Below are 12,986 nucleotides of genomic sequence, written 5' to 3' on the forward strand. Positions count from 1 at the left end.
GATTCCCCCGATGACGCGAGGAGAGACAGATGACGGACGCGAAACCCAACATCCTGGTCATCTGGGGCGACGACATCGGTATCACCAATCTCAGCTGCTACAGCGACGGACTGATGGGGTACCGGACGCCGAACATCGACCGCCTCGCCGACGAGGGCATGAAGTTCACCGACTCCTACGGTGAGCAGAGTTGCACGGCGGGTCGCGCGTCGTTCATCACCGGTCAGAGCGTGTACCGCACCGGTATGAGCAAGGTGGGAATCCCGGGAGTCGACGTCGGATTGTCGCCCGACGACCCGACCATCGCCGAACTGCTCAAGCCTCTCGGATACGCCACCGGGCAGTTCGGCAAGAATCATCTCGGTGACCTGAACAAGTATCTGCCGACCGTGCACGGATTCGACGAGTTCTTCGGCAACCTCTACCACTTGAACGCGGAGGAAGAACCCGAACTCCCCGACTTTCCCAGCGCACTGGACTATCCGAAACTGCACGAGTTGGTCATGCCGCGCGGTGTGCTCCATACCTGGGCCACCGAGGAAGACGCCGGCGAGGTCGATCCGCGGTACGGGCCGCTCGGGAAGCAACGCATCGAGGACACCGGTCCGCTGAACAAGAAGCGAATGGAGACCATCGACGACGAGACGGTGTCGGCGGCAATCGACTTCATCACGCGGCAGAAGGAAGCGGAGACCCCGTTCTTCGTGTGGATGAACACCACGCATATGCACCTGCGGACCCACACGAAACCGGAAAGCATCGGCCAGGCCGGGCACTGGCAGTCGCCGTACCACGACACCATGATCGATCACGACAAGCATGTCGGCCTACTGCTCGACGCGGTCGACGAACTCGGCCTCGCCGAGAACACCATCGTCATCTACAGCACCGACAACGGTCCCCACGCGAACACCTGGCCGGACGGCGCGACCACCCCGTTCCGCAGTGAGAAGGACACCAACTGGGAGGGTGCGTTCCGAGTCCCCGAGGTGATCCGCTGGCCGGGCAGGATCCCCGCCGGCGTGGTGTCCAACGAGATCGTTCAGCACCACGACTGGCTTCCCACCTTCCTCGCCGCCGCGGGTGCACCCGAGGTCGTCGAGCAACTGAAGACCGGGCACACGATCGGCGAGAAAACGTTCACGGTGCACATCGACGGCTACAACCTGCTCCCGTATCTCACCGGTGAGGTCGAGACGTCGCCGCGCCGGGGAATGATCTACTTCTCCGACGACTGCGACGTGCTGGGCATCCGGTTCGACAACTGGAAGATCGTGTTCATGGAGCAGCGGTTGCGGGGCACCATGGCGCTGTGGGCGGAGCCGTTCACCGCGTTACGGGTGCCCAAGCTGTTCAATCTGCGTACCGACCCGTTCGAGCGCGCCGACGGCACGTCGAACACCTACTGGGACTGGTTCCTCGACCACGACTACATCGCCATCTACGGAACGTTCATCACCACTCAATTCCTCGAAACCTTCAAGGAATTTCCGCCGCGGCAGGAGCCGGCGAGCTTCACGATCGACCACGCAGTGGCGAAGTTGCACTCCTTCCTGGCGAAGGACTGACCGACATGGGCGCCGGGCTGGCTGATTCCTGGGCGGACGGCTCGACGCGGTCCGCGATCGAGGACTTCGTCGGAAGGGTGACGGAAACGGGCGGACCGGACTTCGTCGAGCCCGCGGACCGGGTGGCCGTGTTCGACAACGACGGCACACTCTGGTGTGAGAAGCCGATGCCCATCCAGCTCGACTTCACCATCCGGCGCCTGGCCGAGATGGCCGCAGGCGATCCCGATCTGCAGCAGAAGCAACCCTGGAAGGCTGCCTTCGAACACGACCTTCAGTGGCTCGGCGCAGCGATGGTGAAGCACTATCACGGCGACGACGGCGACCTGAAACTGTTGATGGGCGCAGTCACCGAGGCGTTCGACTCGGTCACCGTCGAGAACTACGACGCCCGGGTCCGGGCCTTCTTCGACGGCGCCGACCACCCGACGCTCGGCCGCCCGTACTACGGCTGCGGCTACGTGCCGATGGTCGAATTGCTGCGCTATCTCGAGTCGAACGGCTTCACGGTCTACATCGCGTCCGGTGGTGATCGGGACTTCATGCGCCCGGTCGCCGGGCGCCTCTACGGAATTCCGCCGGAACGCATCATCGGCAGCGCCCTCGGCCTCTCGTACCGTGAGGGGCCGGACGCGACCGACCTGCTCTACAAGGCCGCGATGGACTTCTTCGACGACGGACCGGAGAAACCGGTCCGGATCTGGAGCCGGATCGGGCGCCGGCCGATCCTGTCGGTCGGTAACTCCAACGGCGACCTGCCGATGCTGGCGTTCTCCGGGCAACCCGATCGCCCGTCGCTGCGGGCTCTGATCCTGCACGACGACGCCGATCGCGAATTCGACTATGTCGCCGGTGCCGAGCAGGCCCTCGAACACGCACGAGAAAAGAACTGGACCGTGGTAAGCATGAAGAACGATTGGACGAGCGTCTTCTCGCCGGCCGACACCTGATCAGGCAGAAGGGAAGGCGTCGTTGGAAGCCCAGACCGTCTCCGGAGTCCGTCGCATCCCCGCCCACACCTTCACCATGGGTTCCGATCGGCACTATCCGGAAGAAGGTCCGGCGCATCGTGTCGCGGTCGACACCTTCGCCATCGAGACCCACCAGGTCACCAGTGCGCAATTCGCCCGGTTCGTTCGCGACACCGGCTACGTCACGGTCGCTGAGCGTCCACTCGATCCCGCCGATTTCCTCGGCGCTCCCGCCGAGAACCTGCAACCCGGATCGATGGTGTTCACGCCCACTCGGGGCCCGGTCGATCTCCGTCACCTCAGTCAATGGTGGACCTGGATCGTCGGCGCGTCCTGGCGACACCCCACGGGACCTGCGTCGACGATTACCGGCCGCGAACAGCATCCCGTCGTCCACGTCGCCCACGAGGATGCGGCAGCGTACGCACAGTGGGCCGGGCGGTCCCTCCCCACCGAGGCGCAATGGGAGGCCGCGGCGCGCGGCGGACTCGACCACGCCGAATTCATCTGGGGTGACACTCCCGAAATCGAGGCGCCGCTGGCGAACTACTGGCACGGGGAGTTCCCGTGGCGCGCGGACCCCGGCTACGGCACCACGACCGCCGTCGGTAGCTATCCTCCCAACGAATACGGTCTGTTCGACATGGCGGGAAACGTGTGGGAGTGGACCGCCGACTGGTACTCGGATCGCCACACTGACACAGCGGAGTCGTGCTGCGCGCCACGCAATCCGCGTGGGCCCGGCATGTCGGAGAGCTTCGACGCCCGACAGCCCCAATTCCGGGTGCCCCGCAGGGTGATCAAGGGTGGATCGTTCCTGTGTGCGGACAGCTACTGCCGGCGGTATCGGCCCGCGGCACGACGGCCGCAGATGATCGACACCGGGATGAGCCACATCGGATTCCGCTGCGTCACGGCTCTGCCCGGGTCAGAGTAAGACCACCACCGCGAGGAGCGCGAGCACTGTGACGACGCTGGAGGTGACCACGGCGGTGAACGTCGCCGGTGCGAATACCCCGGATTCGATCTGCCGGCTGATGACCCGATAGCGAACGGTGCCGTAGACGGAGACCAGTAGCCCCGCGCCGATGAGGATCAATCCGGCAGCCACGGCGTGGCCGCCGCGGTGCGGTGCGAACTTCGCCACCGCCACACCGAGTGCCGCCACGCTGATACCGGTGCGATGCCAGGCGAGATAGGTTCGCTCGTTCGCGAGATGGTCGCGCGCGGTGCTACCCGTGTTCGGCTGGATGGGGCCGAAGATGTCGGGGCTCATGCGCCGCTACCCAGGAAGCCGATCTCCGACAGGCGCGACTGGAACCCGGACTCGCCGGCCGACAGCCCCGAGATCCAGATGAGGACCCGGTCGGTGGGTGCGGGCGGCCGGGCGACGATCTCGGTGACCCCGTCGCCGAGCGTGGCGGCGCCGATCACCTGGGTGCGATCGATGTTCGCCCACGCGACGGGCGCGGTCCGGATCTCGACCGTGGTGCCCGGTGTCGGGGAGTCGATCCAGACGGTCCGCAGGTCGACGGGCCCGGGAAACGAGACGATCAGGCCCACTCCGCTCTTCGGCGCAGGCAGTTGCCGCGGATAGCGATCGGTCGCCCAGGACGTCGCGGGGTTTGCGTCGACGGCGAGGGAGGCGGTGCCACCGTTGTCGGGGAAGCGCAGAGGGGAGTAGACGGCCGCGGACGACGGGGTGAGCGGTGCCTGAAGGGGGTCCGGAACCGGCGCGATCCGGCTGAGCGTGCTGTCCGCGACGGCGGCCGGGGGAGCGTCCGACGAGGTGAACGAGGTGCCCACCGCCCACCCGGCGGCGCCGACCGCAACGATCAGGGCGAGTGCTCCGCTCATCGCGGGAAGTGGCGCCTTCGGTCGTGCGGTCCGGTTGGCGGGCGCCGGCCGGGCTCGCTTCGTGGTCACAGCGAATGCGGATGCCGAGCGAGCCCGCGCGTCCGCCAAGATGCGGTCGAGGGCGTCGACTACCCCCTGTGCTGTGTCCACCCCGGGTCGCCGGGCAAGGGCATTCATCGCCACTTCGGACAAGCGTCGCGGAATCGCGGGCCGCACACGATACGGCGGGACGACGGAACCGTCACCACGCCGGCCCGCCGGGGGCAGCCCGGCCTCCCGGGTCGCGCCGGACGAGGACAGCGGCCACGTGCCGAGCAACAGGGCGTACAGCAGCGCACCGAGCCCCGCGACGTCGTCGGCCGCGCTGCCGTCGGCAAGAGTGGCGGGGAAGGCGAAGACCGCGAGTCCATCCCGGGAGATCCGCACCCGGCTGGGATGATCGAGTGAGATGCGGGCACCGCAGTGGTGTGCGTCTGCGGTCGCGGCGGCCAGGTGCCGCACGGTGCGAGCGGCATCCAACGGCCGCGGGACCGTGCGCGCAACATCCGCGACACGCCACCCGGGCGTCCATTCCGCGACCACGGCGATCCGTTCGCCGACTGCCGCGATGTCGTAGACCTGCGCGATCCGGCCCTCGTGGCTGAAGCTGGTTCCGGTGGTGTTCCGGCAGAAGCGCGCCACCGGATCCGGACGCGTGTCGGTGGCGCGGACGTGCGCCGAGTCGACGAGGCTGAGCGCGACGTCCCGGCGCAGTTCGGTGTCGTGCGCGTGCCACCACTGCACCCAGTCGGGGCCGGCGAACCGCCCGAGGAGCCGGTATCGGGTGGCGACGAGCATGCCCGGGGCGAGCGGATCCGGGCCCTGCGGCGGATGCGGCGGGACCCCGGACACCGGCGTCGCTGTCATCTACTCTCCCGGGCTCTCCCCGACCCCGAAAATCCCTGTCAGGCAACTCTCACCCGGCAAGCAGAGCAGACGTTCGCGCAGCACCGGGCCTAATGCTGATCATCCTCGGATGCCGAGCGAACCGTGTGCTTTTCGGCCGACCTAGCCGAGGACGTGCTCCGCGTATCGTGCGACCGCGAGTACGAGGTCGTCCGAGTGACGGGGGCCGATGATCTGCAGACCCACCGGCAGACCCGCTGCGGTGCGGCCGACGGGGATGCTGATCGCCGGCTGCTGGGTCAGGTTGAACGGGTACGTGAACGGGGTCCACTGCGGCCAGCTGGTGAGGTCGCTGCCCGGCGGCACGTCGTAACCGGCCTCGAAAGCCGGAATCGGGACGGTGGGTGTGAGCAGGACGTTGTGCGTCAGATGGAATTTGCCCATCGTGATGCCGACGTCCGCGGCGACCGCGCGAGCGTCGAGATAGTCGACCGCGGTGAACTTCTCGCCTCGTTCCCAGATCTTGCCGAGCCCCGGGTCGACCTTGTCGCGCGCGCCCTCCGGGAAGTTCTTCAACATGGCCGCGGCCCCGGCCGCCCACAGCAGTTCGAAGGCCTCGATCGGATCGCTGAAGCCGGGGTCGGCGGCGGTGACCGGCAGGCCCGCGGCGTCGAGGGCCTGCACGGCCCGGTCGACGATCGCCCGGACCTCCGGATCGACGGTCACGTAGCCGAGCGTGGGGGAGTACGCGACGCCGAGTCCGACCACGTCCCGGCCGATCTCGCCGCGGAAGGTGGTCGCGAACGGGGCGAGCGCCGTCGGGTCGCGCGGGTCGGGCAGCGACATGATGTCCATCAGCAGTGCCGCATCCTCGACCGTGCGGGTGAGGGGGCCGGCGTGTGCCAGCGGCCCGAACGGGCTCGCCGGAAACAGCGGGATGCGACCGTGGGTCGGTTTGAAACCGACGACGCCGCAGAACGAGGCGGGGATGCGCACACTGCCTCCGCCGTCGGTGCCGACGGAGCAGGGGCCGAGACCGGCTGCGACCGCCGCGGCACTGCCGCCCGAAGATCCACCGGCCGTCTTGGTCGGGTCGGCCGGGTTGCGGGTGATCCCGCACAGGGCGCTGTCGGTCACGGCCTTCCAGGCGATCTCGGGGGTCGTGGTCTTGCCGAGGAACACCATCCCGTCCTCGCGAAGCCGGGCGGCGACGGGACTGTCGACGTTCCACGGCTGGTCCTCGTCGATGGCCTGTGATCCCCGGAGTGTCGGCCAGCCGTCGGTGAGGAAGATGTCCTTGATCGAGATCGGTACGCCGTCCAGCAGTCCCTTGGCGTAACCGGTGTTCCAGCGCTCCTCGGACTTCCGGGCCTGTGCGAGCGCCCGCTCCTCGTCGACGAGGCAGTAGGAATTGATGCTGCGATCACGCTCGGTGATGGCGTCGAGCATCGCCTGCGTCGCTTCCACCGGCGAAAGTTCTCCGGACGAGTAGGCCGTGACCAGTTCGACGGCGGTCATGTCGGTGGGATTCATGAGAACTCCTTCAGCCTGGACGTTCGGGCCCTGTCTTCATCGGCTCGGTACGTACCCGAGGTTCTTGTCAACTACGTTCTCGAGCGGGTACCCCGCAACCCAGCGTTCGAAATTGTCGGTGAACACGGTGACGAGGTGATCTCGCCAGCCGGCGAAGTCGCCCGAATTGTGAGGCGTGATCGAGACGTTCGGCATGTCCCAGAGTGGATGGCCGGCGGGGAGCGGTTCCGTGTCGAACACGTCGAGCGCGGCGCCCGCGATCGTCCCCGCCCGGAGCGCGGCGACGAGGTCGTCGGTGCGGACGAGCTCGCCGCGTCCGACGTTCACGAACCGGGCACCCGGCTTCATCGCGGCGAACGTCGAGTCGCGAAACATGTGGCGGGTCTGTTCGGTGAGCGGTGCCACCGCGATCACGTAGTCGGCGACGGCGAGCTGCCCCTGGAGATCTTCCGCCGCGGTGACCGTCCCGAAGTCGGGGTCGGCGTTTCGTGCGGTGCGGCCCGACCCGCTGACCGTCATCCCCGCCGCGCGGAGGAGCCGGGCGATCGCGCGGCCGATGGGACCGGTGCCGACGATCAGGGCGGTGCGGCCCGCGATCCGCTCGGATTCCCGGTGTTGCCACGTGTGGGACTGCTGGAGGCGCAGCGAGCCCGGCAGATCCTTCGCGAACGAGAGGATCTGGGCGAGCACGTACTCGGCGATCGCCCCGTCGAACACGCCTCGTGAGTTGGTGATCGTGACGTCGCTGTCGCGGGCCTCGGGGAACATCACGGGATCGACGCCGGCCGCGGCGATGTGCAGCCACTGCAGGGAGCCGGCGGCGTGCCAGGCTCCCGGCACCGCGTCGGTGAGGAAGTCGTAGAGGAACAGCACGTCCGCGCCGTCGAGGGCGTCGCTCAGCCCCGCCTTGCCGGTGTAGCGAACTTCGGCACGGGCCGCGACCGGTGCCATGAGTTCGTCGCTCGGCAGGACGTGGGCATGTAGCACCGCGACGATCGGGTTCCGACTCACGTTGACACCGTATGAGTAACTCGTATGATTGTCAACAATCCGAAAAGGCTCAGGCATGGCCGAAACGAAGGTGAGGCCTGGTGTTGGAACTGAACATTCCCGAATTCGAGGGCCCTATCGCGCAACGGGGAATCGGCATCATCGCCCCGTTCGACCTGGCGCTCGAACGAGAACTCTGGCGATGGGCTCCCCTCGAGGTGAGTCTGCATCTGGCGCGCACGCCGTACGAACCCGTGCCCGTCAGTCTGGAGATGGCCGAACTCGTGTCCGAGCGAAGACACCTCATGGCGGCGACGCGCGACGTCCTGCACGTCGAGCCCGAGGTGGTGGCCTATCTGTGCACGTCGGGAAGTTTCATCAAGGGCCTCGAATACGAGCGAACCCTGTGCGACGCGATCTGCGAGGCCGGCGCCCAGCACGCGATCACCACGTCCGGCGCGCTGGTCGAGGCGATCGAGCACCTCGAGCTGAGCAGGCTGTCGGTGATCACGCCGTACGACGCCCCGCTGACCGAACGCTTGCACACGTTCCTGAACGAGGCGGGCACCGAGGTGGTTCGCTCCGATCATCTCGGGCTCGGCGGCGGCATCTGGAAGGTCAACTACCGCACGATCGCCGAGCGGATCATCGCCGCGGACGACCCCAGGTCGGAGGCGATCTTCGTCAGCTGTACGAATCTGCCGACCTACGACGTCATCGCCCCGCTCGAGCAGGAGCTCGGCAAACCGGTCCTCACCGCCAACCAGCTCACGATCTGGGCCTGTCTCGGCCGGATGAAACTCCCCATGACGGGCCCCGGCAAGTGGCTTCGCAACGTCTTCTGACATCACCCTCACGACAAGGAAAAGAGGAGAACGCATGACGAGCACGCCGACCCCCACTGTGGGATTCATCTACCCCGATCACGCCGCCGAGGACGACTACCCCTTCGCCGCGGAGATGCTCGGAGTGGATCTGCCGGTCGTGCACATCTACGGCACCGACCTGCACGCCGTGCCCGAACTGCTCGACCTCGGGAGCCCTGAGAAGCTCGCCGGCGGGGCCGCACTCCTCGCCGGGGAGAAGCCGGACGCCGTCGTGTGGGCCTGCACCTCGGGCAGCTTCGTCTACGGCCCCGACGGAGCGAAGCAGCAGGCCGAGACGCTCGCCGCGGCCACCGGTGTACCCACGTCAAGCACCAGTTTCGCGTTCGTCAACGCCCTGCACGCGCTGGGGATCACCCGCGTCGCGGTGGCCGCCAGCTACCCGGAGGACGTCGCGAAGCTGTTCGTCGAGTTCCTCGCCGCCGCCGGCATCGAGGTGCTGTCGATGTCGAGTGCGGGAATCGACACCGCGGCCGAGGTCGGTCTGCTCAGCCCGGAATCGGTGGTGGACCTCGCGGTGGAGAACGACCACCCGGACGCCGAAGCCCTGCTCATCCCCGACACGGCCATGAGAACGCTGGGTGCGCTGAGTACTCTCGAGCAGCGCCTCGGCAAGCCGGTCCTCACGGCAAACCAGGTGACCATCTGGGAAGGCCTGCGCCTTGCGGGCCACACGGCGGTGAACCCGTCGTTAGGAACCTTGTTCGAGAAAGGCCACAGTCATGGCTCTGACTGACCTGGAACCCGTCAGTCGTCAATCGACTGCCGAATTCATCGCGGACCGCCTACGGGTCGCCATCATGAAGGGTGCGCTGGAACCCGGTGCACAGCTGGGCGAGGCGGAACTGGCCGCGCATTTCCAGGTCTCGCGCGGGCCCCTGCGCGAAGCCATGCAGAGGCTCGTGTCCGAGGGCATACTGCACAGCATCCGTCATCGCGGGATCTTCGTGACGGAGCTGACCCTCGACGACGTCGTCGACGTGTACCGCAGCCGCTCGGTCATCGAGCGCGGGGCGCTGGAGATGATTCTCGACGACGGCCGCCGGGAAGCCACCTACCTGGCGCTCGAACCCACCGTGCTCGTGATGCAGGCCGCGGCCGAGCGCGGCGACGCCCCCGCAGTCTCGGACGCCGACCAGCAGTTCCATCAGATCCTGGTGGAGAGTTCGCAGAGCCCGCGGCTCATTCGGGCGGCGAGGACGCTGCTGATCGAGACACGGATGTGCCTGGGTGCGTTGCAGACCACGTACGACGACATCCGCGAGCAGGCGCAGGAACACGCGACCCTGCGCGAGGCGATCCGGACGGGTACGGCTGAAGAGGTGCAGAAACTGCTCGCCGAACACTTGGACGACGCCGTCCAGCGGCTCCGCGCCGATCAGAAGACTCTGTCGTCGTAGCGACAGTGAAGTAAGTGAAGTAGAGGTAAGTGCCGAGGAGGGGCAATGACTCAGGTAGCTGAGGTTCAGGGATACACCAACCGCCACGATCGCTACCCGACTCGGATCGCCGCCGAGCCGTCCATGCTCCAACGGAGCGAACCCGCCGTGTGGGGCAGACCCGCCGACGGGCCGTTCGATTCGTCGGCACTGGCCGGACACGAATCACGCGGCTTCACGATCGTCGACAATTTCCTGAACGCGGGCGAAGTGATGTCGTGCCGGGAGGAAGTCGACCGGCTGTCCAGGGACCCGGCGATGCGCGACAGCGGACGCGTCATCACCGAACGCGGCACGGACGAGGTTCGTTCCGTGTTCGACGTGCACCGGCGCAGCGACGTGATCGCCGAGCTGATCCGCGACGGCAGGATTCTCGACCGCGCGCGGCAACTCCTCGGCTCCGACGTCTACATCCACCAGAGCCGGATCAACTCGATGCCCGGTTTCAAGGGCACCGGCTTCTACTGGCACTCGGACTTCGAGACCTGGCACGCCGAGGACGGTCTCCCCGTCCCGCGGGCGGTCAGCTGCTCGATCACGCTCACCGAGAACTACCCGTTCAACGGGTCGTTGATGGTGATGCCCGGTTCGCACAAGCGGTTCGTCCAGTGCGTCGGCGCCACTCCCGACGACAACTACACGTCGTCTCTCGTTGCGCAGGAGGTCGGGGTTCCGCGTCGTGAGGACGTGACCCGGATGGCGGCGGAGTTCGGGATCGACCAGTTCACCGGCGCCGCGGGCACCGCGCTGTGGTTCGACTCCAACGTCATGCACGGGTCGGGGAACAACATCACGCCCTATCCGCGGTCGAACCTGTTCCTCGTGTTCAACGGTGTCGAGAACACCCTCGTCGAGCCATTCGCCGCGGCGCGTCCGCGGCCGGAGTACATCGCGTCACGCGACTTCACGCCGCTGTCCTGACGTGAGGGCAAAGCGTGCTCCCGCACGCTTTGCCACTCACGTCAGGCGGGGACTTCGTGCAGGGCGCGGGCGAGGTGGGCGAGCTCGGGAATGTCGGCGGCCCGGTCGAGCGCCGCTTCCAGCGTGGCGTCGTGAGTGGGACGGGCCTCGTCCAGTGCGGCCCGGCCGGCTGGTGTGAGCTCGGTGTAGATGCCGCGACGGTCGTCGTCGCACAGAATTCGGGTGAGTAGTCCGCGGTTCTCCAGACGGTTCACCAGCCTGGTGGTGGCGCTGCTGCTCAGCGCCGCCGCGCGGGCGAGTTGCGCCATGCGCATGTGCCAGCCGTCCTGGCGGCTGAGTGCGTCGAGCACCGTGTACTCGACCACCGAGAGATCGTGCCCACGCTGCAGGGCGCGCTCGAGCTCCGCCTCGAGTAGACCGTGCAGGGCCGCGAGCGTGCGCCATCCCTGCGACCGGATCTCGACGGCGTCGTCAGCGACTGCCATGGGCCACCTCCTGTGGATACGAGTGCCAGGTCAGAATACCAGCTTGCGCACATAGCAGGCGTGTGCAACTATTTATGGCGCGCCTGCAACTAATGTAGACGCGGTATTCGAGCTAGCGCTCTTATCTCTCAGTCTGTACGAAAGGAGTGGCTGCGATGCCACTGGGTCTGCTCGCCCTCGCAATGGGCGGCTTCGGGATCGGTCTCACCGAATTCGTCATCATGGGATTGCTGCCGGAGGTGTCGGCCGATTTCCAGGTGAGCGAGTCGGTGGCCGGCTACCTCATCTCCGGCTACGCACTCTCCGTCGCCATCGGGGCGATCGTCATCACGGCAGCGGTCACCCGCTTCGACCGCAAACGCGTGCTCCAGGCGCTGATGGTGCTGTTCATCGGCGGCAACCTGCTGTCGGCGCTGGCCCCGACGTACGAGGTCATGATGGGCGGACGCGTCCTCGCGGCCCTGTGCCACGGCGCGTTCTTCGGCATCGGCTCGGTCCTCGCCGCCGACCTCGTACCCGCGAGCAAGCGGGCAGGGGCGATCGCGACGATGTTCGCGGGACTGACCATCGCCAATGTTCTCGGTGTCCCGTTCGGCACGTTCCTCGGCCAGCAGTTCGGCTGGCGCTCCACGTTCTGGGCCATCACCGTCATCGGCGTCGTGGCGCTCATCGGCATCGCAGCGCTGGTGCCGTCCGTGTCCCGTTCGGCGGACGCACCGGAATCCGCCGGTCTGCGCAGCGAACTGCGGGCCTTCCGGTCTCCGCAGGTGTGGTTCTCGATTGCCGTCACCATCCTCGGATTCGGCGGCATGTTCGGTGCGTTCACGTACATCGCGTTCACCCTCACCGAGGTCGGCGGATTCGCATCGACCAGCGTCCCGTGGCTCCTCGTGCTCTTCGGCGGCGGTCTGTTCGTCGGCAACGTCCTCGGTGGACGGGCCGCTGACAAGGCACTCACCCGCACGTTGATCACGGTCCTCGCCGTGCTCACCGTCGTGCTCGTCGTGTTCGCCCTCACCGCGGGTAGCAAGCCGATGACGATCGTCGCCCTGTTCTTCATGGGCGCCTTCGGTTTCGCGACCGTCCCCGGACTGCAGATGCGGATCATGAACTACGCGGCCCAGGCGCCGACCATGGCGTCCGGCGCGAACATCGCCGCGTTCAACGTGGGCAACGCACTCGGGGCCTGGCTCGGCGGCATCACCATCGCCGCGGGACTCGGCTTCACGTCCCCGATCTGGATGGGTGCCGCACTGACCGTGGGTGCGCTCGCCGTTCTCGTCCTCGCCACCGCACTCGACCGGCGGTCGAAAGATCAGCCGGTGGAGGCGGATCCGGCGGTGGTGTCGGTTTAGCGTCAATACCGTTCAGTTAGTGCGGGTTGCGTTACGATGAGGTGTGCCTCGGAGCGGATGGGTGAAACCGGTCTCGGATCGGCGGTTGTCGGATGTGG

Annotated in this window: 13 protein-coding genes; 8 read left to right on the forward strand and 5 right to left on the reverse strand. The window is 67.1% G+C overall.

Going from position 1 to position 12,986, the window contains the following annotated elements; translation table 11 throughout:
* Window positions 1-29 precede the first annotated feature (29 nt).
* From ACFVJ3_RS38280 to ACFVJ3_RS38290, 3 genes are all read left to right on the forward strand, one after another.
* Window positions 30-1,568, forward strand: coding sequence for an arylsulfatase (locus ACFVJ3_RS38280; protein ID WP_378457016.1), 1,539 nt, complete (start codon window positions 30-32; stop codon window positions 1,566-1,568).
* A gap of 5 nt (window positions 1,569-1,573) precedes the next feature.
* Complete coding sequence (locus tag ACFVJ3_RS38285; RefSeq protein WP_378457017.1) at window positions 1,574-2,518, forward strand: HAD family hydrolase; 945 nt, start codon at window positions 1,574-1,576, stop codon at window positions 2,516-2,518.
* A gap of 76 nt (window positions 2,519-2,594) precedes the next feature.
* Window positions 2,595-3,476, forward strand: coding sequence for a formylglycine-generating enzyme family protein (locus tag ACFVJ3_RS38290; protein ID WP_378457026.1), 882 nt, complete (start codon window positions 2,595-2,597; stop codon window positions 3,474-3,476).
* Here the strand turns inward: ACFVJ3_RS38290 and ACFVJ3_RS38295 are convergent.
* The 4 genes from ACFVJ3_RS38295 to ACFVJ3_RS38310 form a co-directional block, all read right to left on the reverse strand.
* Window positions 3,468-3,815 (reverse strand): YidH family protein, encoded by a 348-nt coding sequence (locus ACFVJ3_RS38295; RefSeq protein ID WP_378457018.1) that lies wholly within the window; start codon window positions 3,813-3,815, stop codon window positions 3,468-3,470. The genes ACFVJ3_RS38290 and ACFVJ3_RS38295 overlap by 9 nt on opposite strands.
* Window positions 3,812-5,302 carry a protein kinase family protein gene (locus ACFVJ3_RS38300; protein ID WP_378457019.1) on the reverse strand — a complete coding sequence of 497 codons (1,491 nt, stop codon included), beginning with the start codon at window positions 5,300-5,302 and terminating at the stop codon, window positions 3,812-3,814. Before ACFVJ3_RS38300 ends, ACFVJ3_RS38295 begins: the two co-directional genes overlap by 4 nt.
* Before the next feature lie 141 nt (window positions 5,303-5,443).
* Entirely contained in the window at window positions 5,444-6,814 is a 1,371-nt protein-coding gene (locus ACFVJ3_RS38305) for an amidase (RefSeq protein ID WP_378457020.1), read from the reverse strand.
* Window positions 6,815-6,850: 36 nt separating this feature from the next.
* Window positions 6,851-7,825 (reverse strand): D-2-hydroxyacid dehydrogenase, encoded by a 975-nt coding sequence (locus ACFVJ3_RS38310; RefSeq protein WP_378457021.1) that lies wholly within the window; start codon window positions 7,823-7,825, stop codon window positions 6,851-6,853.
* 80 nt (window positions 7,826-7,905) lie between these two features.
* Between ACFVJ3_RS38310 and ACFVJ3_RS38315 the strand changes: the two genes are divergently transcribed.
* Genes ACFVJ3_RS38315 through thpD form a run of 4 tightly spaced genes read left to right on the forward strand, consistent with a single transcriptional unit; the run spans window position 7,906 to window position 11,048 of the window.
* Window positions 7,906-8,649 carry an Asp/Glu/hydantoin racemase gene (locus tag ACFVJ3_RS38315; RefSeq protein ID WP_025431791.1) on the forward strand — a complete coding sequence of 248 codons (744 nt, stop codon included), beginning with the start codon at window positions 7,906-7,908 and terminating at the stop codon, window positions 8,647-8,649.
* 34 nt (window positions 8,650-8,683) lie between these two features.
* On the forward strand, window positions 8,684-9,424 hold the full coding sequence (locus tag ACFVJ3_RS38320) for a maleate cis-trans isomerase (RefSeq protein WP_378457022.1): 741 nt from the start codon (window positions 8,684-8,686) through the stop codon (window positions 9,422-9,424).
* On the forward strand, window positions 9,411-10,088 hold the full coding sequence (locus ACFVJ3_RS38325) for a GntR family transcriptional regulator (RefSeq protein WP_378457023.1): 678 nt from the start codon (window positions 9,411-9,413) through the stop codon (window positions 10,086-10,088). The genes ACFVJ3_RS38320 and ACFVJ3_RS38325 overlap by 14 nt, the downstream gene beginning before the upstream one ends.
* A gap of 45 nt (window positions 10,089-10,133) precedes the next feature.
* Window positions 10,134-11,048, forward strand: coding sequence for an ectoine hydroxylase (gene thpD / locus ACFVJ3_RS38330; protein WP_378457024.1), 915 nt, complete (start codon window positions 10,134-10,136; stop codon window positions 11,046-11,048).
* Between the two features lie 41 nt (window positions 11,049-11,089).
* On the opposite strand, the gene ACFVJ3_RS38335 is transcribed toward thpD, so the two are convergent.
* Window positions 11,090-11,533, reverse strand: a complete 444-nt coding sequence (locus tag ACFVJ3_RS38335) for a MarR family winged helix-turn-helix transcriptional regulator (RefSeq protein WP_009477657.1) — start codon at window positions 11,531-11,533, stop codon at window positions 11,090-11,092.
* Between the two features lie 155 nt (window positions 11,534-11,688).
* On the opposite strand from ACFVJ3_RS38335, the gene ACFVJ3_RS38340 reads away from it, so the two are divergent.
* Window positions 11,689-12,888, forward strand: a complete 1,200-nt coding sequence (locus ACFVJ3_RS38340; RefSeq protein WP_378457025.1) for an MFS transporter — start codon at window positions 11,689-11,691, stop codon at window positions 12,886-12,888.
* Window positions 12,889-12,986: the final 98 nt, after the last annotated feature.

The organism is Rhodococcus sp. NPDC127593, assembly GCF_042671975.1.
GTDB lineage: Bacteria > Actinomycetota > Actinomycetes > Mycobacteriales > Mycobacteriaceae > Rhodococcus_F.